This window comes from Streptomyces sp. NPDC045956 (genome assembly GCF_056430705.1).
In genome coordinates, this window is sequence record NZ_JBWKKZ010000013.1 from 24,915 (window position 1) to 43,798 (window position 18,884).

At 71.5% G+C, this 18,884-nt stretch carries 16 protein-coding genes; 5 read left to right on the forward strand and 11 right to left on the reverse strand.

Going from position 1 to position 18,884, the window contains the following annotated elements:
- Window positions 1-101: 101 nt before the first annotated feature.
- The gene (gabT, locus tag AC07FV_RS29190) at window positions 102-1,436 is read left to right on the forward strand and encodes a 4-aminobutyrate--2-oxoglutarate transaminase (RefSeq protein ID WP_479090389.1); all 1,335 of its coding nucleotides are present in this window, start codon (window positions 102-104) and stop codon (window positions 1,434-1,436) included.
- Window positions 1,437-1,987: 551 nt separating this feature from the next.
- Entirely contained in the window at window positions 1,988-2,722 is a 735-nt protein-coding gene (locus AC07FV_RS29195; RefSeq protein WP_479090390.1) for a phosphatase PAP2 family protein, read from the forward strand.
- Here the strand turns inward: AC07FV_RS29195 and AC07FV_RS29200 are convergent.
- From AC07FV_RS29200 to AC07FV_RS29235, 8 genes are all read right to left on the reverse strand, one after another.
- Complete coding sequence (locus AC07FV_RS29200) at window positions 2,661-4,472, reverse strand: chitinase (protein WP_479090391.1); 1,812 nt, start codon at window positions 4,470-4,472, stop codon at window positions 2,661-2,663. The two genes, AC07FV_RS29195 and AC07FV_RS29200, sit on opposite strands and share 62 nt — an antisense overlap.
- 87 nt (window positions 4,473-4,559) lie before the next feature.
- The gene (locus AC07FV_RS29205; protein ID WP_383645658.1) at window positions 4,560-5,018 is read right to left on the reverse strand and encodes a hypothetical protein; all 459 of its coding nucleotides are present in this window, start codon (window positions 5,016-5,018) and stop codon (window positions 4,560-4,562) included.
- 126 nt (window positions 5,019-5,144) lie between these two features.
- The gene (locus tag AC07FV_RS29210) at window positions 5,145-6,572 is read right to left on the reverse strand and encodes an NAD(P)/FAD-dependent oxidoreductase (protein ID WP_479090392.1); all 1,428 of its coding nucleotides are present in this window, start codon (window positions 6,570-6,572) and stop codon (window positions 5,145-5,147) included.
- Between the two features lie 35 nt (window positions 6,573-6,607).
- Window positions 6,608-7,408 (reverse strand): ABC transporter permease, encoded by an 801-nt coding sequence (locus AC07FV_RS29215; protein WP_479090394.1) that lies wholly within the window; start codon window positions 7,406-7,408, stop codon window positions 6,608-6,610.
- Window positions 7,409-8,338, reverse strand: coding sequence for an ABC transporter permease (locus AC07FV_RS29220; RefSeq protein WP_479090395.1), 930 nt, complete (start codon window positions 8,336-8,338; stop codon window positions 7,409-7,411).
- Entirely contained in the window at window positions 8,338-9,516 is a 1,179-nt protein-coding gene (locus AC07FV_RS29225; RefSeq protein ID WP_479090396.1) for an ABC transporter ATP-binding protein, read from the reverse strand. The genes AC07FV_RS29220 and AC07FV_RS29225 overlap by 1 nt, the downstream gene beginning before the upstream one ends.
- On the reverse strand, window positions 9,516-10,763 hold the full coding sequence (locus AC07FV_RS29230) for a polyamine ABC transporter substrate-binding protein (RefSeq protein ID WP_479090398.1): 1,248 nt from the start codon (window positions 10,761-10,763) through the stop codon (window positions 9,516-9,518). Before AC07FV_RS29230 ends, AC07FV_RS29225 begins: the two co-directional genes overlap by 1 nt.
- Window positions 10,764-10,818: 55 nt before the next feature.
- Complete coding sequence (locus tag AC07FV_RS29235) at window positions 10,819-12,354, reverse strand: gamma-aminobutyraldehyde dehydrogenase (protein ID WP_479090399.1); 1,536 nt, start codon at window positions 12,352-12,354, stop codon at window positions 10,819-10,821.
- Window positions 12,355-12,557: 203 nt separating this feature from the next.
- Here AC07FV_RS29235 and AC07FV_RS29240 point away from each other — a divergent pair, with 203 nt between their 5' ends.
- On the forward strand, window positions 12,558-13,154 hold the full coding sequence (locus tag AC07FV_RS29240) for an NADAR family protein (RefSeq protein WP_479090401.1): 597 nt from the start codon (window positions 12,558-12,560) through the stop codon (window positions 13,152-13,154).
- Between the two features lie 125 nt (window positions 13,155-13,279).
- Here AC07FV_RS29240 and AC07FV_RS29245 read toward each other — a convergent pair whose 3' ends face one another.
- Window positions 13,280-13,951 (reverse strand): DUF4190 domain-containing protein, encoded by a 672-nt coding sequence (locus tag AC07FV_RS29245; RefSeq protein WP_479090403.1) that lies wholly within the window; start codon window positions 13,949-13,951, stop codon window positions 13,280-13,282.
- A gap of 156 nt (window positions 13,952-14,107) precedes the next feature.
- Here AC07FV_RS29245 and AC07FV_RS29250 point away from each other — a divergent pair, with 156 nt between their 5' ends.
- Together AC07FV_RS29250 and AC07FV_RS29255 are read left to right on the forward strand one after the other, a co-directional pair.
- Window positions 14,108-15,169, forward strand: coding sequence for an adenosine deaminase (locus AC07FV_RS29250; RefSeq protein ID WP_479090404.1), 1,062 nt, complete (start codon window positions 14,108-14,110; stop codon window positions 15,167-15,169).
- 14 nt (window positions 15,170-15,183) lie between these two features.
- Window positions 15,184-15,903, forward strand: a complete 720-nt coding sequence (locus AC07FV_RS29255) for a glycerophosphodiester phosphodiesterase (RefSeq protein WP_479090406.1) — start codon at window positions 15,184-15,186, stop codon at window positions 15,901-15,903.
- A gap of 25 nt (window positions 15,904-15,928) precedes the next feature.
- On the opposite strand, the gene AC07FV_RS29260 is transcribed toward AC07FV_RS29255, so the two are convergent.
- Complete coding sequence (locus AC07FV_RS29260) at window positions 15,929-17,119, reverse strand: extracellular solute-binding protein (protein WP_479090407.1); 1,191 nt, start codon at window positions 17,117-17,119, stop codon at window positions 15,929-15,931.
- 160 nt (window positions 17,120-17,279) lie between these two features.
- Window positions 17,280-18,719 carry a gamma-aminobutyraldehyde dehydrogenase gene (locus AC07FV_RS29265; protein ID WP_479090408.1) on the reverse strand — a complete coding sequence of 480 codons (1,440 nt, stop codon included), beginning with the start codon at window positions 18,717-18,719 and terminating at the stop codon, window positions 17,280-17,282.
- Window positions 18,720-18,884: the final 165 nt, after the last annotated feature.

The window sequence follows — 18,884 nt, forward strand, 5'->3', positions numbered from 1 at the left end:
GGGACACGCCCCCATGGAGCATGCCCGCTCCCCCGTCCCGGTCCTAGCCTGCGAGAAAAGAAGGCAAACGTCCGTCACCTCCGCAAGACCCAGGAGCCCTCATGACCGCACTTCCGCAGGAGCGCCGCGTCGTCACCGCCATCCCCGGCCCGAAGTCGCAGGAGCTGCAGGCCCGGCGTGCGGCCGTGGTCGCGCAGGGTGTGGGCTCCGTCCTGCCCGTCTTCACCGCGCGCGCGGGCGGCGGCATCATCGAGGACGTCGACGGCAACCGCCTGATCGACTTCGGTTCCGGCATCGCCGTGACCTCCGTGGGCGCCTCCGCCGAGGCCGTGGTGCGCAAGGCGTCCGCGCAGCTCGCCGACTTCACCCACACCTGCTTCATGGTGACGCCGTACGAGGGCTACGTCGCCGTCGCCGAGGCGCTCGCCGAGCTGACCCCGGGCGACCACGCGAAGAAGTCGGCCCTGTTCAACAGCGGCGCCGAGGCCGTCGAGAACGCGGTGAAGATCGCCCGCGCCCACACCAGGCGCCAGGCGGTCGTCGTCTTCGACCACGGCTACCACGGCCGCACCAACCTGACGATGGCGCTGACCGCGAAGAACATGCCGTACAAGCACGGCTTCGGTCCGTTCGCGCCCGAGGTCTACCGTGTGCCGGTCGCCTACGGCTACCGCTGGCCGACCGGCCCGGAGAACGCCGGTCCGGAGGCCGCCGCCCAGGCGATCGACCAGATCGGCAAGCAGGTCGGTGCCGAGAACGTGGCCGCGATCATCATCGAGCCGGTGCTCGGCGAGGGCGGCTTCATCGAGCCGGCCAAGGGCTTCCTGCCGGAGATCGTGAAGTTCGCCAACGACAACGGCATCGTCTTCGTCGCCGACGAGATCCAGTCCGGCTTCTGCCGCACCGGCCAGTGGTTCGCCTGCGAGGACGAGGGCATCGTCCCGGACCTGATCACGACGGCCAAGGGCATCGCGGGCGGGCTGCCGCTCGCCGCGGTCACCGGCCGCGCCGAGATCATGGACGCCGCGCACTCCGGCGGTCTCGGCGGCACCTACGGCGGCAACCCGGTCGCCTGCGCGGGCGCGCTCGGTGCCATCGAGACGATGAAGGAGCTGGACCTCAACGCCAGGGCGAAGAGCATCGAGGCGCTCATGAAGTCCCGTCTCACCGCCATGGCCGAGAAGTTCGACATCATCGGCGACGTCCGGGGCCGCGGCGCGATGATCGCCGTCGAGCTGGTCAAGGACCGCGCCACCAAGGAGCCGAACCCGGAGGCGACCGCCGCCCTCGCCAAGGCCTGCCACGCCGAGGGCCTGCTGGTCCTCACCTGTGGCACCTACGGCAACGTGCTGCGCTTCCTGCCCCCGCTGGTCATCGGCGAGGACCTGCTGAACGAGGGCCTCGACATCATCGAGCAGGGCTTCGCCCGCGTCTGAGCGAGGCCGCGGAGCACCCGCGAGCGGGCCGCCGCACGAGGCCGCGCAGGACCGCGGAGCGGACAGGTGAGCGAGCGTCCGAACGCGCATCTGAGCTGCGCTTCGCACGCCTGACGGGGCGAACCGCAGAGCGTGTGAAGAAGGTGTGCGAGGTGGATGGCAGGACGCCGATGGCCCTGTCCTGAGCCCACCCCCTGCCGTAGGTTCTAGGCAGATGAGAGATACACCCCGCCCGCAGGGGACTGCGGGCGGGATCTCAGGCCGAGGCCTCCCCAGCTTCGACCTGGTCGTGCCTCGCGCACACGACCGGAACCCACGGGTCCCGGATCTCCTCACGATCGGACGGTCGCCCGCCCCACACCCCCCGGGGCGCGCGGCGTTCCGGTCAGGACGGCCGCCCCGGCACCCGGGACGGCGGTTCACCGAAGGGCCGGCACACTCCCCCCCTTGCGCCGGCCCTTCGGTGTTCCCACAGACCGGCAGCCCCCGGCCAGGCACACGCCGCACGGGCGACGGGACCGGGTGCGGGCAGGCCTGCGAAGCTGGACGTCATGCCGGTCTCCCCGTCCTCGCGCGCTCCCCGTGGCCGCCTCTCCCGTGCCCGTCCCTCCCGTCCCCGCGCGCTCTCCGCTCTCGTCGGCGTGCCCGTCCTCCTGTTCGCGCTGATCACCTGGCAGGTCGTCGCCGACGGCCCGCTGATCGGCGTGGACGAACGGCTGAGCGGGACGCTCGTCCACCCCGACCGGTTCTCCGAGCTGCTGGCCGACCTGGGCAACGTGCAGGTGGCGGTGCCCGTCCTCGTCCTCGCGCTGGCGTACGCCGCGTGGCGCGGGCGGGCCGCGGGTCTGGACCTCTGGTGGCTGCCGCCCCTGGCCGGGGCCCTGGCGATGGCCCTGGTGCCGGCCGTGGTCGCCCCGCTGAAGGAGTGGACCGACCGCCCCGGGACCCCGGCCGTCCCGCCGGCCGTCGGCTACTACCCCTCCGGGCACACCGCCACCGCGGTCGTCGCGTACGGCGCGGCGACGCTGCTCGTGCTCGGGCTGCTGCGCTCGCCGGCCGTCCGCCGCGCGCTCGTCGTGCTCTGCGCGCTCCTCGTGCTGGGTGCCTCGTACGGACTGGTGCGCCGGGGCTACCACTGGCCGCTGGACGTGGTGGCCAGCTGGTGCCTGGGCGCGGTGCTGCTGGCCGGGGTGTGTCTGGCGGCGGGCCGGTCCCGGCGCCCGGTCACCCGAAGTACGTGTCGAAGTTCCTCTGGAACTCCCAGTTCGCGTACCGGTCCCAGTTGATCGACCACGTCATCAGGCCGCGCAGGGCGGGCCAGGTGCCGTGGGTCGCGTACGCGCCGCAGTCGGTCTTCCTGGTCAGGCAGTTCAGGGCCTTGGTGACCTCGGCCGGGGAGACGTGGCCGTTGCCGGCGTTGGTGGAGGCCGGCATGCCGATCGCGACCTGGTCGGGGCGCAGCGGCGGGAAGACCTTGCCGGCGTCGCCCGCGACCGGGAAGCCGGTGAGCAGCATGTCGGTCATCGCGATGTGGAAGTCGGCGCCGCCCATGGAGTGGTACTGGTTGTCGAGGCCCATGATCGGGCCCGAATTGTAGTCCTGGACGTGCAGCAGGGTCAGGTCGTCGCGCAGGGCGTGGATGACCGGCAGGTAGGCCCCGGCCCGCGGGTCCTGGCCGCCCCACTTGCCCGTGCCGTAGTACTGGTAGCCGAGCTGGACGAAGAAGGTCTCCGGGGCCATCGTCAGGACGAAGTCGTCCCCGTACCTGGCCTTGAGGGTCTTCAGCGCGGAGATCAGATTGACGATCACCGGGGTCTTCGGGTTCCGGAAGTCGGTGTCGTCGGCGTCCAGGGAGAGGGAGTGGCCCTCGAAGTCGATGTCGAGGCCGTCGAGGCCGTACTCGTCGATGATCTTCGAGACCGAGGAGACGAAGGTGTCCCGGGCCGCGGCGGTGGTGAGCCGCACCTGGCCGTTCTGGCCGCCGATGGAGATCAGCACCTTCTTGCCGGCCGCCTGCTTGGCCTTGATCGCGGCCTTGAACTCGGCGTCGCTCTCCACGTTCGGGCACTCCGCGACCGGGCAGCGCTCGAACCGGATGTCGCCGGAGGTGACCGAGGTCGGCTCGCCGAAGGCCAGGTCGATGACGTCCCAGCTGTCGGGCACGTCGGCCATGCGCGTGTAGCCGGAGCCGTTGGCGAAGCTCGCGTGGAGGTAGCCGACCAGGGCGTGGGCCGGAAGGTCGGATCCGCCGCCGCCCGGGCCCTCCGCGGTGGTCGCCGTGACCGTGGCCGACCGCGCGGACTCGCCCGCGTCGTTGACCGCGGCCACCTGGAAGGCGTAGGCGGTCGAGGGGTTCAGGCCGGTGAGGGTGGTGGAGGTGCCGGTGACGGTGCGGACCCGGGCGCCGTCGCGGTAGACGGCGTAGCCGGTGGCGCCCGGGACGGATGACCAGGACAGGTCGACGCTGGAGGAGGTGACCGAGCCGGTCCGCAGACCGCCGGGCACCGCCGGGGGCTGACCCGCCTCCCCGCCGGGGCCGGTCAGGGAGATGTCGTCGGCGTGGTAGGCGCCGGTGCCGTACCAGCCGTGGGTGTAGATCGTGACCTTCGTGGTGGTGGGGCCGGTGCGGAAGGTGGTCGTCAGCCGCTGCCAGTCGGGGGCGGACTGGGTCCAGGCGGAGACGTCGGTGGTGCCGGTGCCGCTTGCGCCGAGGTACACGTAGGCGCCGCGGACGTGGCCGGTCAGCGTGTACGGGGAGTCCGGCTTCACGGTCACCGTCTGCGCGCAGCGGGCGTGGTCGGCGCCGGCCGGGGTGGCCTTCAGGGCGGCGGTGCCGCTGCGCACGGGTGCGGTCACGGTCGCACCCGCCGTGCAGGTCCAGCCGTCCAGGCCGGTCTCGAAGCCGCCGTTCCTGGCGAGGTCCGCGTCGGCCGCACGGGCGGCCGACGAGAGCGCGGTCGTACCGGACGCGGCGAGTGCCGCGGCGGTCAGCAGCGTGACGAGGGTGCGACGGGCGCGAGGTCTGGAGCGTTCCACAAGTGCCTCCGGACATGGGGGAGATGGGGAGGGTGGAGCGCGCCCAATTTGGTCCAGACCAATTGGCTTGTCAACCCTTGCCGTCGGTCAGCCTCCGCCCTCCTCCCCCGCCAGGGCCGCCGCCGCCTCGTGCATCGCCAGTTCGAGGAGCGCGGGATCGGTCAGGGTGCCCGCCCCGTCCGGGGGGACGAGCCAGCGGGTTCCGCCGGAGGAAAGCCCTCCGGGGTAGGGCACCACGATCCAGGTGCCGAGCCCGGCCGACCGGACCCCGGTGCCCACCCAGCGGGCGGCGGTGCCGGCCGGCACGAAGAAGCCCGTACGCGCGTCGCCGAAGTCGGCGAGGACCGGGCCGGGCCGGTCCAGGACACGGGTGAGTACGTCGAGGGTCGGATAGCCGAGCCTGCTCGGCAGGATGAGCACGTCCCAGGCCTTGCCGGCGGGCAGCAGCGCGACCCCCTGGGGGTTGCGCTCCCATTCCCGCCGACAGGACTCCGGATCCGGTGCGACGGATGCCAGCCATGCGACGGCCGTCTTCGCACCAGGCATGTGAGGACCTCCCTCTCGCTCGTGGACGCGGGTGCGTCACGAGGGAGAGGGAGGTCCCCCGGCGGGCATTACGCGGGTCCGGGCGACCCGTTCGGGTGAACCGGGACACACGGCACCGCTGAAGGACTAGCTGTCGAAGCCGAGTCCCAGCCTGTCCATGGTCCGCAGCCAGAGGTTGCGCCGTCCCTCGGACGCGTCCGCGCGGGCCAGCGACCACTTGGTGAGCGCGATGCCGGTCCAGGCGAAGGGCTCGGGCGGGAACGGCAGCGGCTTCCTGCGGACCATCTCCAGTTCGGTGCGCTCGGTGCGCTCGCCCGCGAGCAGGTCCAGCATCACCTCGGCGCCGAAGCGGGTGGCGCCGACGCCGAGGCCGGTGTACCCGGCCGCGTAGGCCACCTTGCCCCGGTGGGCGGTGCCGAAGAACGCCGAGAAGCGCGAGCAGGTGTCGATCGCGCCGCCCCAGGCGTGCGTGAAGCGGACGCCCTCCAACTGCGGGAAGCAGGTGAAGAAGTGCCCGGCGAGCTTGGCGTAGGTCTCCGGGCGGTCGTCGTACTCGGCGCGCACCCGGCCGCCGAACGGGTAGATCGCGTCGTAGCCGCCCCACAGGATGCGGTTGTCGGCGGAGAGGCGGAAGTAGTGGAACTGGTTGGCGCTGTCACCGAGGCCCTGCCGGTTCTTCCAGCCGATCGAGGCCAGTTGCCCGGCGGTCAGCGGCTCGGTCATCAGGGCGTAGTCGTAGACCGGGACGGTGTACGAGCGCACGCGCTTGACCAGGTTCGGGAAGATGTTGGTGCCGAGCGCGACCGTGCGGGCGCGGACCCCGCCGTAGGGGGTGCGCACGGCCATGCCGGCGCCGAGCGGCCTGAGGGTGAGCGCCGGGGTGTTCTCGTAGACGCGTACGCCCAGTTTCAGGCAGGCGCGCTTGAGGCCCCGGACGAGCTTGGCCGGGTCGAGCATGGCCACGCCGCGGCGGTCGTACAGGCCCGCGCGGAAGGTCGGGGAGTCGACCTGTTCCCGCACGGCCTCGGCGTCCAGGTACTCGACGCCGTCGGCGAGGCCCTTGGCGCTGATCTCCCCGTACCAGTCCTTCAGCTCCCGGGCCTGGTACTCCTCGGTCGCGACGTCGATCTCGCCGGTGCGTTCGAAGTCGCAGTCGAGGGAGTGGCGGGCGACCGCCGCCTCGATCGCGTCGAGGTTGCGGGCGCCCAGTTCCTCCAGCCGGTGGATCTCGTCCGGCCAGCGGGTGAGGCCGTTGGCCAGGCCGTGGGTGAGGGAGGCGGCGCAGAACCCGCCGTTGCGGCCCGAGGCGGCCCAGCCCACCTCGCGGCCCTCCAGCAGCACCACGTCCCGCCCCGGGTCGCGCTCCTTGGCGATCAGCGCGGTCCACAGTCCGCTGTAGCCGCCGCCCACGACCAGCAGGTCGCAGCTCTCGGGGCCGGTGAGGGCGGCCTCGGGGCGGGGCCGGCCGGGGTCGTCCAGCCAGTACGGGACCGGCTGGGCGTCGGAGAGGGATTTCGTCCAGTCGTTGCTGCGGCTCATGGCGCTCGGGGCCATGATTTCAACTCCCTACGAATGCAGTGCTCGGTGCCTTACGCCGTGCGGCGCTTTCGGCGGCTGCCGATGGCCATGGAGGCCAGGACGAACAGTACGGCGATGACGAACATGGCCGTACCGACGACGTTGATCTGAACGGGCGTGCCGCGCTGGGCCGATCCCCAGACGAACATGGGGAAGGTGACGGTGGAACCCGCGTTGAAATTGGTGATGATGAAATCGTCGAAGGAGAGCGCGAAGGCCAGCAGCGCGCCGGCCGCGATCCCCGGGGCGGCGATGGGCAGCGTGACCCGCACGAAAGTCTGCACGGGCCCGGCGTAGAGGTCCTGCGCCGCCTGCTCCAGCCTCGGGTCCATCGACAGGACGCGCGCCTTGACGGCCGTCACGACGAAGCTGAGGCAGAACATGATGTGGGCGATCAGCACCGTCCAGAACCCCAGCTGAGCGCCCATGTTGAGGAACAGGGTGAGCAGTGAGGCGGCCATCACGACCTCGGGCATCGCCATCGGCAGGAAGATCAGCGAGTTGACGGCGCCGCGCGCGCGGAAGCGGTAGCGGACCAGCGCGAAGGCGATCGCGGTGCCGAGCGCGGTGGCGCCGAGCGTCGCCCAGAAGGCGATCTGGAGACTCAGCGACAGGGACCCGCACAGTCCCGCGACGCCGCACGGATCTTTCCAGGCGTCCGTGGAGAACTGCTGCCACTCGTAGTTGAAACGCCCGTTCGGCTTGTTGAACGAGAAGACCGTGACGATGACGTTCGGCAGGAGGAGATAAGCGAGCGTGAAAAGGCCCGCGAGGACGACCAGATTGCGCTTGAACCAGTTGACGAAGGCCATTCAGACCAGATCCTCCGTGCCGGACTTTCGGATGTAGACGGTCACCATGGCGAGGATCGCGGCCATCAGGATGAAGGAGAGCGCCGCCGCCGTCGGATAGTCCAGCACCCGCAGGAACTGGGACTGGATCACGTTGCCGATCATGCCGGTGTCGGCCGAGCCCAGCAGCGAGGCGTTGACGTAGTCGCCGGTCGCCGGGATGAAGGTGAGCAGCGTCCCGGACACCACACCGGGCATCGACAGCGGGAAGGTGACCTTGCGGAACACCGTCGACGGCTTCGCGTACAGGTCCCCCGCCGCCTCGTGCAGCCGGCCGTCGATGCGCTCCAGCGACGTGTACAGCGGCAGGATCATGAAGGGGAGGAAGTTGTACGTCAGACCGCAGACCACCGCGAGCGGCGTGGCGAGTACGCGGTCACCGGCCGTCCAGCCGAGCCAGCTGGTGACGTCCAGGACGTGCAGGGTGTTCAGGACGCCGACGACCGGGCCGCCGTCCGCGAGGATCGTCTTCCAGGCCAGGGTGCGGATCAGGAAGCTGGTGAAGAACGGCGCGATCACCAGGATCATGATCAGGTTCCGCCAGCGGCCCGCCCGGAAGGCGATCAGGTAGGCCAGCGGGTAGCCCAGCAGCAGGCAGAGCACGGTGGCGGAGGCCGCGTAGGCGACCGAGCGCAGGAACTGGGGCCAGTACTCGGAGAGCGCGTCCCAGTAGGTGAGGAAGTGCCAGGTGACCTTGTAGCCCTCCTCCAGCGAGCCCGTCTGCACGGACGTGGAGGCCTGGTAGACCATCGGCGCCGCGAAGAACACGACGAGCCACAGGATGCCGGGCAGCAGCAGCCAGTACGGCGTCCAGCGGCCCCGCCTGCGCGGGGGCTTCCCCTGCGGTGCGGGCGGGGAGAGCGGCGGTGGCGCCTCGGTGAGGGTGGACATCAGGCGGCCTCGCCCTCGGTCACGCCCGCCTCGATGTCCTGTGACGCGTCCAGGCCGAAGGTGTGCGCCGGGTTCCAGTGCAGGACGACCTCGGCGCCGGGCACCAGCCGGGCGTCGCGGTCGATGTTCTGGACGTAGACCTCGAACTCGGGGCAGGCGGCGCAGTCGACGACGTACTGCGTGGAGACGCCGATGAAACTGGTGCTGCCGATCCTCCCGGTGATCCGGTTGCGTCCCCCGGGTATGGACCCGGCGTCGTCGGCGTGGGTGAGGCTGATCTTCTCCGGGCGCACGCCCACCAGCAGCCTGCCGCCGGTCTCGGCCGGCGCGGAACAGCGGGCGCCGGGCAGGACCAGCTTGTCGCCGGCCGCCCGCACCACGACGTCGTCGCCGCTGCGGCTGTCGACCTCGGCCTCGACGAGGTTGGAGGTGCCGAGGAAGTTGGCCACGAAGGTGGTCCGCGGGTTCTCGTAGAGGTCGGCGGGGGCGCCGAGCTGCTCGACCCGGCCGCCGTTCATCACGGCGACCTGGTCGGCCATGGTCATGGCCTCCTCCTGGTCGTGCGTGACGTGCACGAAGGTGATGCCGACCTCGGTCTGGATGCGCTTGAGCTCCAGCTGCATCTGACGGCGCAGCTTGAGGTCGAGGGCGCCGAGCGGTTCGTCCAGGAGCAGCACCTTGGGGTGGTTGATCAGCGCGCGGGCGACCGCGACGCGCTGCTGCTGGCCGCCGGAGAGCTGGTGCGGCTTCTTGCGGGCCTGCTCGCCGAGCTGCACGAGGTCGAGCATCTCGCCGACCTGCTTCTTCACGCTCTTGATGCCGCGCCGGCGCAGGCCGAAGGCGACGTTCTCGAAGATGTCGAGGTGCGGGAAGAGGGCGTAGGACTGGAAGACCGTGTTCACCGGCCGCTTGTACGGCGGCAGCGCGGTCACGTCCTGGTCGCCGAGGTGGACGGTGCCGGCGCTCGGCTCCTCCAGGCCGGCGATCATGCGCAGGGTGGTGGTCTTGCCGCAGCCGGAGGCGCCGAGCAGGGCGAAGAAGGAGCCCTGCGGCACGGTCAGGTCGAGCGGGTGCACGGCGGTGAAGGAGCCGTAGGTCTTGCTGATGCCGGAGAGGCGGACGTCCCCGCCGTGCTCCGTCGCGTCTGTCTGTGCCTTCGTCGTCTTCATCGTCGTCATCACGCCCCAGTGAGCTTCGCGAACTTCTCTTCGTAGGCCGTCTCTTCCTTCGGGCTCAGGGAGCGGAAGGCGCGGGACTTGGCCTGCATGGCCTTGTCGGGGAGGATCAGCGGGTTGTTCGCCGCGTCCTCGTCGATCTTCGCCAGCTCGTCCTTCACGCCGTCCACGGGACAGACGTAGTTGATGTAGGCGGCGAGCTGCGCGGCCGGTCCCGGCTCGTAGTAGTAGTCCATGAGCCGCTCGGCGTTGGTCTTGTGCCGGGCCTTGTTGGGGACCAGCATGTTGTCGCTGGACGTGATGTATCCGCTGTCCGGGATGAGGAAGTCGACGTCCGGGTTGTCCGCCTTGAGCTGGACGACGTCGCCGGCCCAGGCCAGGCAGGCCGCGAAGTCGCCCTTGCTGATGTCGGACGTGTAGTCGTTGCCGGTGAAGCGGCGGATCTGGCCGCGGTCGACGCCCTTCTGGAGGCGGGCGATCGCGGCGTCGTAGTCGTCGTCGGTGAAGCGCCCCGGGTCCTTGCCCATGTCGAGCAGCACCATCCCGACGGTGTCGCGCATCTCGGTCAGGAAGCCGACGCGGCCCTTGAGCTTCGGGTGGTCGAGGAGGTCGGAGACCGTCCTCACCTCGACGCCGTCCAGCGCCTTCTTGTTGTAGGCGATGACGGTCGAGATGCCCTGCCAGGGGTACGAGTAGGCCCGGCCCGGGTCCCAGTCGGGGTTGCGGAACTGCGGGGACAGGTTCGCGAAGGCGTGCGGCAGGTGGGACGGGTCCAGCTTCTGGACCCAGCCGAGGCGGATCAGGCGGGCGGCCAGCCAGTCGGTGACGACGATGATGTCGCGGCCCGTCTCCTGGCCCGCCGCCAGCTGCGGCTGGATCTTGCCGAAGAACTCGTTGTTGTCGTTGATGTCCTCGGTGTACTTGACCTTGACGCCGGTCCGCCGGGTGAACGCGTCCAGCGTCGGGTGCCGTCCGCCGCTGTCGTCGACGTCCATGTACTCGGTCCAGTTGGAGAAGGAGACCTCCTTCTCCTTTGCGGACCGGTCCTCGGAGGAGACCCCGCCCTCGCTCTTGCCCGCCGGGGGGATGCCGCAGGCACTCAGCGCCCCGAGGCCGCCGACCGCCAGCGCGCCGCCCGTGGAGGCGCGCAGCAGCGAGCGGCGGGTGAGGGAGGCCCTGCCGTGGGTGAAACCGCGCCGCATGGCGGCCACGCGGGCCGGGGACAGGCGGTCGGGCTCGTACTGCTCCATGCGCGTGTGTGGCCTTTCGGGTGGGTCGGCCGTGGTCGGCGGCCTGGGGTGCTGGCTATCGGTCCCCGAAGACGGTGCGGTGCCAGTCCTTGGCAGCCACCGCGGTGTTGTCGAACATGACGTGCTTGACCTGCGTGTACTCCTCGAAGGAGTAGGCGGACATGTCCTTGCCGAAGCCGGACGCCTTGTATCCGCCGTGCGGCATCTCGCTGATGATCGGGATGTGGTCGTTGACCCAGACACAGCCCGCCTTGATCTCGCGGGTGGCGCGGCCCGCCCGGTACACGTCCCGGCTCCAGGCGGAGGCGGCCAGCCCGTACGGGGTGTCGTTGGCCAGCCGGATGCCCTCGTCGTCCGTGTCGAAGGGCAGCACGACCAGGACCGGCCCGAAGATCTCGGACTGGACGGCCTCGCTGTCCTGGGCCGCGTCGGCGATGAGGGTGGGCCGGTAGTAGGCACCGTCCTTCAGCTCGTCCTGCGGTGCCTCGCCGCCGCACACCACGCGCGCGTAGGAGCGGGCCCGGTCGACGAAGCCGGCGACGCGGTCGCGCTGGACGTGGCTGACCAGCGGGCCGAGGTCGGTGCCCGGGGCGAAGGGGTCGCCGACCCGGACGGTGTCCATGAGGGCGGCGGTCCGCTCGACGAACGCCTCGTACAGGGGCCGTTGCACGTACGCGCGGGTGGCGGCCGTGCAGTCCTGGCCGGTGTTGATGAGGGCGCCCGCGACCGCGCCGTGGACGGCGGCGTCCAGGTCGGCGTCGTCGAAGACCAGGAAGGGGGCCTTGCCGCCCAGCTCCAGGTGCAGGCGCTTGACGGTGGCGGTGGCGACCTCGGCGACGCGCTTGCCGACGGCGGTGGAGCCGGTGAAGGAGGTCATCGCGACGTCCGGGTGTCCGACGAGGTGCTCGCCCGCCTCCAGACCGGTGCCGGTGACGATGTTGATCACGCCGTCGGGGATGCCCGCCTCGGTGGCTGCCTGGGCGAACATCAGGGAGGTCAGCGGGGTGATCTCGGCAGGCTTCAGCACGACGGTGTTGCCCGCGGCGATCGCCGGGAGGATCTTCCAGGCGGCCATCTGGAGGGGGTAGTTCCAGGGGGCGATGGAGCCGACGACACCGATCGGCTCGCGGCGCACGTACGAGGTGTGGTCGCCCGAGTACTCCCCCGCCGACTGGCCCTGGAGGTGCCGGGCGGCGCCGGCGAAGAAGGCCGCGTTGTCGATCGTGCCCGGCACGTCGAACTCGCGGGTCAGCTTCAGCGGCTTCCCGCACTGGAGGGACTCCGCGCGGGCGAACTCCTCGGCGCGCTCGGCGAGCACCGCCGAGAACCGGTGCAGGGCGTCGGACCGCTCGCCCGGGGTGGCGCCGGCCCAGCCCGGGAACGCCTCCCGCGCGGCGGCGACGGCCGCGTCGACGTCCGCGGGACCGGCCAGGTCGTAGGTCAGGACGTCCTCGCCGGTCGCCGGGTCGACGACGGTGTGGGTGCGTCCGGAGGTGCCCTTCGTCAGACGGCCCGCGATGTACTGGGCCCCGTCCGCGAAGCGGTCCTGGGCCGGGAATCGGTCCTGGGTGGCGTTGCCCGGGTTGTGCATGTCGGCTCTCCTCGGTCTCCCCTGTGACGGGGACCGGCGTGGCTCAGGCTCGATGTGAGTGCCGATCCTGACAGAGCACTAGGCCCCCAACAAGTGATTCCGTTGTTGCCATTTGGTTACGCGACGGAATCTGTCGACCAGGTGTCGAGTCGCCACGGAAAAGGACGGACGGACTGTCAGTGGCGCGTGCCAGACTCGCGTGTATGCGGCAGAACACGGGGGCGGGGGGCCGGGGCGCGGTGGAGATCATCGACAGCAGGGAAGCGCTGACCGGACGGGTCCGGGCGGGCGAGAGGACCCGGTACCTGTGCTTCTGGGGGCACCGGCCGCGGCCGGACGGCCGGATCGGGACGAGCTGTCTGAGCCAGTGGTGGCCGTCGCCGTTCACCGTGGCCGGGGTCGCGTACGCGACGGCCGAGCACTGGATGATGGCGGGCAAGGCCCGGCTCTTCGAGGACGCGGAGGCCGAGCGCCGGGCGGTGGCCGCGGGTCATCCCGCCGAGGCCAAGAAGGCCGGGCGGCTGGTGCGCGGCTTCGACGAGGCGGTGTGGGAGCGGGAGCGGCTGCGGATCGTCGTCGAGGGCAGCGTGCACAAGTTCGCCTCGGACCCGGCGCTGCGCGCGTTCCTGCTGGGCACGGGCGACCGCGTGCTGGTGGAGGCCAGCCCCGTGGACCGGGTGTGGGGCATCGGCCTGGCCGCGGACGACGAGGCGGCGACCGACCCGGAGCGGTGGCGGGGGGCGAATCTCCTGGGGTTCGCGCTGATGGCGGCGCGGGAGCGGCTGCGCGGGTCCGGCTGACGCCGGCATCGTGGGCTCGGCTCACGCGCGCGTGAAGCACCGGCCGGCGACGGTGAGGCCGGCTGACGCCCGTGACGCACCGGCCGGCGCCCGCCTGATCCGCGTCGCGGGCGCCGCCGTCGTCGTCAGCCCTGGGGCTGCGCGGCCACGGAGACCGCCGCCGGGCGCGGGGCGCCGTAGTACGGGTCCTCGTACTCCGAGTCGTCGTTGATCGCGGCGACGATCGCAACCGCGATCACGGCCATCACGGCGATGCCGAGGACGATGCCGATGATCCCCATGATGAAGCCGGCCTGGGCCTGCCCGTGGTTGTTGGCCTCGCCCCGCTCGGCCCTGCGGCGCCCCTTGACCCCGAAGACCACGGCGAGGATGCCGAGCACCAGCGAGACCACGCCGTACGCGCAGAACATGCAGCAGGCCAGGATGCCCAGCACCATCGCGGCGGTGCCCATGCCGTTCTGCGGCGGCAGCGGAGCCCCGGGCCAGCCGTAGCCCTGGGGGTAGGCCGGGTAGCCGTACCCCCCTTGGTACCCCGGGCCGCCCGGCGCGACGGGCGGGGGCGGCACCGCGCCGTCGGGCGGGGGGAATCCGGCGGCGGGCATCGAGGCGACCGTGGCCTGGTCGTGCACGGACGGCGGCGGCTGCCAGGACGGTGTGCCTCCGACCGCGGGCGCCGGCTGCTGCGGCGGTGCCGTCGCGGCGTCCCGGCCCTTGTCCAGCGACGGCCCGCTCTGCGGGGGTGCCCAAGGGTCACGGGCACCGTTCGTGTCCCCGCCCGGCTGTGTCGCGTCGCTCATCTCGTGTCCCCCTGGGTCGATCGTGCCCGTCATGCTACGGTCCCGGGCCGCACGCCGTGAGACCGGCCTACGATGATCCCCGCACCACCGATCAGCCGATCACCCGCGTCCCGCCACCGCCCCGCGCGGCCGGGACGCCGTCCTGGGGAGGAACCCTTGACCGAGCACCTCGTGGACCCCGCCGTCCCGCGTGACCTGCACGCCTTCGTCGCCGGACTGCCCAAGGCCGAACTGCACGTGCACCACGTCGGCTCCGCCTCCCCGCGGATCGTCTCCGAACTCGCCGCGCGCCACCCCGACTCCAAGGTCCCCACCGACCCCGAGGCGCTGGTCGACTACTTCCAGTTCACGGACTTCGCGCACTTCATCGACGTGTACCTGTCCGTCGTCGACCTGATCCGCACCCCGGAGGACGTACGGCTGCTGACGTACGAGGTGGCCCGGGACCTGGCCCGCCAGCAGGTGCGGTACGCCGAGCTGACCATCACCCCGTACTCGTCCACCCGGCGCGGCATCGACGAGGGCGCCTTCATGGACGCGATCGAGGACGCCCGCAAGGCCGCCGAGGCCGAGTTCGGGACCGTGCTGCGCTGGTGCTTCGACATTCCCGGCGAGGCCGGCCTGGAGGCGGCGGAGGAGACGACGCGGCTCGCCACCGACGACCGGGTGCGGCCACAGGGCCTGGTCTCCTTCGGGCTGGGCGGACCGGAGATCGGCGTCGGACGGCCGCAGTTCAAGCCGTACTTCGACCGGGCGATCGCCGCCGGGCTGCACTCGGTGCCGCACGCCGGCGAGACCACCGGCCCGCAGACCGTGTGGGACGCCCTGACCGAGCTGCGCGCCGAGCGCATCGGGCACGGCACCAGCTCCGCGCAGGATCCGAAGCTCCTTGCCCACCTCGCCGAACACCGCATCCCGCTGGAGGTGTGCCCGACCTCGAACATCGCCACCCGCGCGGTGCGCACCCTGGAGGAGCACCCCCTCGCCGAGTTCGTGCGCGCCGGTGTCCTGGTGACCATCAACTCCGACGACCCGCCGATGTTCGGCACCGACCTCGACAACGAGTACGCCGTCGCCGCCCGGCTCCTGGACCTCGACGAGCGGGGCCTCGCCGAGCTGGCGAAGAACGCGGTCGAGGCGTCGTTCCTGGACGCGCCGGGCAAGGCCCGGATCAGGGACGAGATCGACACGTACACCGCCGCCTGGCTCGCCTCCTGAGAGTTGCCCCCGCCATGAACCCCCTGCGCGACGTGACCGCCGTGGCCCACCGCGGCGACCCGTACCGGCACCGCGAGAACACGATCGGCTCGCTGCGCTCGGCGTTCGACCGCGGCGCCGACGCCGTCGAGACCGACGTGCGCCTCACCCGGGACGGCGTGCCCGTGCTGCTGCACGACGAGACGCTGAAACGGCTGTGGCGGCACGACCGGCCGCTGCGCTCGCTGTCCGCCGAGGAGGTACGGGGACTGACGGCGGGCGGGGTGCCGACGCTCGCGGAGGCGCTCGCCGCGACGGGGGACGGCCGGCTGATGCTCGACCTGCCGGGCGGGCCTGACGAACGGGCGGTGCGGCGCATCGTGGACGTCGTCCGGGCGTGCGGGGCCGAGGACCGCGTGTACTACACCGCGGGCCCCGCGGCCATGCTGGCCGTGCGCGCCGCCGACCCCGCCGCCGAGATCGCCATGACCTGGACGACGGCGGCACCACCGCGGCCCGCACTGCTCGCGGCGGTGCGGCCGCGGTGGCTCAACTACCGGTGGGGGCTGGTGGACCGGGCGCTGGCCGAGCGCGTCCACGGCGACGGCTGCCTGCTCTCCGTGTGGACCCCCGACACCCGACGCTCCCTGCGCCGGCTGATCGCCCTGGGCGTCGACTCGATCACCACGAACCGCATCGACGTCCTGTGCACCCTGCGCGACCGGCACCCCGCCGCCACCGGCCCGCGCCCCTAGGGCCCCGGCGCAGGCCCCTCACCGGTCACACGCCCACGATCCCGTTCCACCGCTTCGCGAACTCCGTCCGCTCCCCCGCCGCGATGTCCCGCGCGATCGCGAGGCGTCGGCGCATCGCGTCGTCCGGGAAGATCAGCGGGTCCTCCGCCAGGGCGGCGGTCTCCTCGTCGCCCGAGGAGGCCAGCACGTCCCGGGCGGCCGGGACCGGGCAGACGTAGTTGACCCAGGCGGCCAGCTCGGCGGCGACCTCGGGCCGGTAGTAGTGGTCGATCAGCCGCTCGGCGTTGGCCTTGTGACCGGCCAGGTTGGGGATCATCAGGGATTCCGCCCACAGCTCCGCGCCCTCCTCCGGGACGACGAACTCGATGTCCGGGTCGTCCGCCTGGAGCTGGATCACGTCCCCGGAGTAGGCCTGGCAGGCCAGGACGTCACCGCCGGAGAGGTCCTTGATGTAGTCGTTGCCGGTGAAGCGCCGGATCTGGCCCCGGGCGACCTGCCGCTCCACCCGGTCGCACATCCGGTGGAAGTCGTCCGCCCTCCAGTCGGTGACGTCGACGCCGTCGCCCAGCATCAGCAGCGCGAACGCCTCGTCCAGGCCGGAGAGCAGGGTGACCCGGCCCTTCAGATCGTCCGCCCACAGGTCGGACACGTGCCGGATCTCCCGGCCGAGCCGGCGGCGGTTGTAGGCGATGCCGGTGATGCCCGACTGCCAGGGCACGGTGTACTTGCGGCCCGGGTCGAAGGCGGGCGAGCGCAGCAGCGGGTCCAGGTGCGCGGTCACGTTCGGCTGGTGGGAGCGGTCCATCTCCTGCACCCAGCCGAGCCGGACGAACCGCCCGCACATCCAGTCGCTGATGACGATCAGGTCGCGGTCGGTCGGCTGGTGGTTCATCAGCGACGGGCTGATCTTGCCGAAGAACTCGTCGTTGTCGTTGATCTCCTCGATGTACTCGACGGAGATGCCCGACCGCTTCTCGAACCCCGCCAGGGTGGGCCGCCGGCTCGGGTGCTCGGAGTCGGTGTCGATGTAGAGCGGCCAGTTCGCCCAGGTCAGCCGCGGTTCGCCGGCGGACCGGTCGGTCGCGGCGCGGTCGCCCGGCGCGACGTAGGCGGCCGGCACACCGCAGCCGGCCAGCGCGCCGAGGGCCGCGGAGCCGCCCAGGCCGCGCAGCAGGGTCCGGCGGGAGATCGGGGACGTCTTCGTCAGCAGGGGCATGGCCGCAGGATTCCGTGCCCGCGCCCACCGGGACAATCGACGCTGCGTCGAGCGGGCCCGGCCAGGCCCGACACCCTGTCGACCAAGGGCAGTTCAGGGTGCCTTGCGCGCCGCGGCCCCGGACGGGAAGCTCCGTCCGGGGCCGCGCACGACAGGCAGGTCAGGCGTCCAGCGACGTCATCACGTGCTTGACCCGCGTGTAGTCGTCGAAGCCGTACGACGACAGGTCCTTGCCGTAGCCGGACTTCTTGAAGCCGCCGTGCGGCATCTCGGCGACCAGCGGGATGTGGGTGTTGATCCACACGCAGCCGAAGTCCAGCCTCTTGGACATCCGCATGGCGCGGCCGTGGTCCTTGGTCCATACCGAGGAGGCCAGCGCGTACTCGACGCCGTTGGCCCACTCCACGGCCTGGTCCTCGTCGCGGAAGGCCTGGACGGTGATGACCGGGCCGAAGACCTCGTTCTGCACGATCTCGTCGTCCTGCTTGAGGCCCGAGACGACGGTCGGGGCGTAGAAGTAGCCCTTGTCACCGACCCGGTGACCGCCCGCCTCGACCTTGGCGTGGGCGGGGAGCCGCTCGATGAACCCGGAGACCTGCTTGAGCTGGTTGGGGTTGTTGAGCGGGCCGTACAGCACGTCCTCGTCGTCCGGCTGCCCGGTCTTGATGTCGGACGCGGCCTTGGCGAGGGCGCTCACGAACTCGTCGTGGATCGACTCGTGGACCAGCACGCGGGTGGCCGCGGTGCAGTCCTGGCCGGCGTTGAAGTAGCCCGCCTCCGAGATGCCCCCGACGGCCTTGGCGATGTCGGTGTCCTCGAAGACCACGACCGGGGCCTTGCCGCCCAGCTCCAGGTGGACCCGCTTGAGGTCCTTGGCGGCGGACTCGGCGACCGACATGCCGGCCCGGACGGAGCCGGTGATGGAGGCCATCGCCGGGGTCTCGTGCTCGACCATCAGGCGGCCGGTGTCGCGGTCGCCGCAGACGACGTTGAAGACGCCCTTGGGGACGATCGAGCCGATGATGTCGGCCATCAGGGCCGTCGAGGCGGGGGTCGTGTCCGAGGGCTTCAGGACGACCGTGTTGCCCGCGGCGAGCGCCGGGGCGAACTTCCACACGGCCATCATCATCGGGTAGTTCCACGGCGCGACCTGGGCGCAGACGCCGATCGGCTCGCGGCGCACCATGGAGGTCAGGCCCTCCATGTACTCGCCGGCCGAGCGGCCCTCCAGCATCCGCGCCGCACCCGCGAAGAAGCGGATCTGGTCGACCATCGGCGGGATCTCCTCGGAGCGGGTGAGCCCGACGGGCTTGCCCGTGTTCTCCACCTCGGCCGCGATCAGCTCCTCGGCGCGGTCCTCGAACGCGTCGGCGATCTTCAGCAGGGCCTTCTGCCGCTCGGCCGGGGTCGTGTCGCGCCAGGCCGGGAAGGCGGCCGCGGCGGCGGCCATGGCGGCGTCCACGTCCGCCTGCCCCGACAGGGGGGCGGTCGCGTAGGCCTCGCCCGTGGCGGGGTTGACCACCTCCGTGGTCCGTCCGTCGGCGGCGTCCCGGAACTCACCGTCGATGTAATTGCGCAGACGACGCAGCTCGGTGCTCACTGCCGGCCCTCCAAGGTTGGGTGTCCAATCACTGAGACACCCACCCTAATCCGTATACCGACGTTTTCAACACCCCCGATCGCCTCCAGGTTGCGAAATCCGTAGACTGGAACGGCCTGGACAACGAATTTCATCGATCCCGCCTTGCGAAACGGTCGATACGTC

Bases quoted from the DNA above. Each gene is read 5' to 3' on its own strand.
- gabT (WP_479090389.1), top strand. From the start codon at position 102: ATGACCGCACTTCCGCAGGAGCGCCGCGTCGTCACCGCCATCCCCGGC.
- AC07FV_RS29195 (WP_479090390.1), top strand. From the start codon at position 1,988: ATGCCGGTCTCCCCGTCCTCGCGCGCTCCCCGTGGCCGCCTCTCCCGT.
- AC07FV_RS29205 (WP_383645658.1), bottom strand. From the start codon at position 5,018: ATGCCTGGTGCGAAGACGGCCGTCGCATGGCTGGCATCCGTCGCACCG.
- AC07FV_RS29210 (WP_479090392.1), bottom strand. From the start codon at position 6,572: ATGGCCCCGAGCGCCATGAGCCGCAGCAACGACTGGACGAAATCCCTC.
- AC07FV_RS29215 (WP_479090394.1), bottom strand. From the start codon at position 7,408: ATGGCCTTCGTCAACTGGTTCAAGCGCAATCTGGTCGTCCTCGCGGGC.
- AC07FV_RS29220 (WP_479090395.1), bottom strand. From the start codon at position 8,338: ATGTCCACCCTCACCGAGGCGCCACCGCCGCTCTCCCCGCCCGCACCG.
- AC07FV_RS29225 (WP_479090396.1), bottom strand. From the start codon at position 9,516: ATGACGACGATGAAGACGACGAAGGCACAGACAGACGCGACGGAGCAC.
- AC07FV_RS29230 (WP_479090398.1), bottom strand. From the start codon at position 10,763: ATGGAGCAGTACGAGCCCGACCGCCTGTCCCCGGCCCGCGTGGCCGCC.
- AC07FV_RS29235 (WP_479090399.1), bottom strand. From the start codon at position 12,354: ATGCACAACCCGGGCAACGCCACCCAGGACCGATTCCCGGCCCAGGAC.
- AC07FV_RS29240 (WP_479090401.1), top strand. From the start codon at position 12,558: ATGCGGCAGAACACGGGGGCGGGGGGCCGGGGCGCGGTGGAGATCATC.
- AC07FV_RS29245 (WP_479090403.1), bottom strand. From the start codon at position 13,951: ATGAGCGACGCGACACAGCCGGGCGGGGACACGAACGGTGCCCGTGAC.
- AC07FV_RS29255 (WP_479090406.1), top strand. From the start codon at position 15,184: ATGAACCCCCTGCGCGACGTGACCGCCGTGGCCCACCGCGGCGACCCG.
- AC07FV_RS29260 (WP_479090407.1), bottom strand. From the start codon at position 17,119: ATGCCCCTGCTGACGAAGACGTCCCCGATCTCCCGCCGGACCCTGCTG.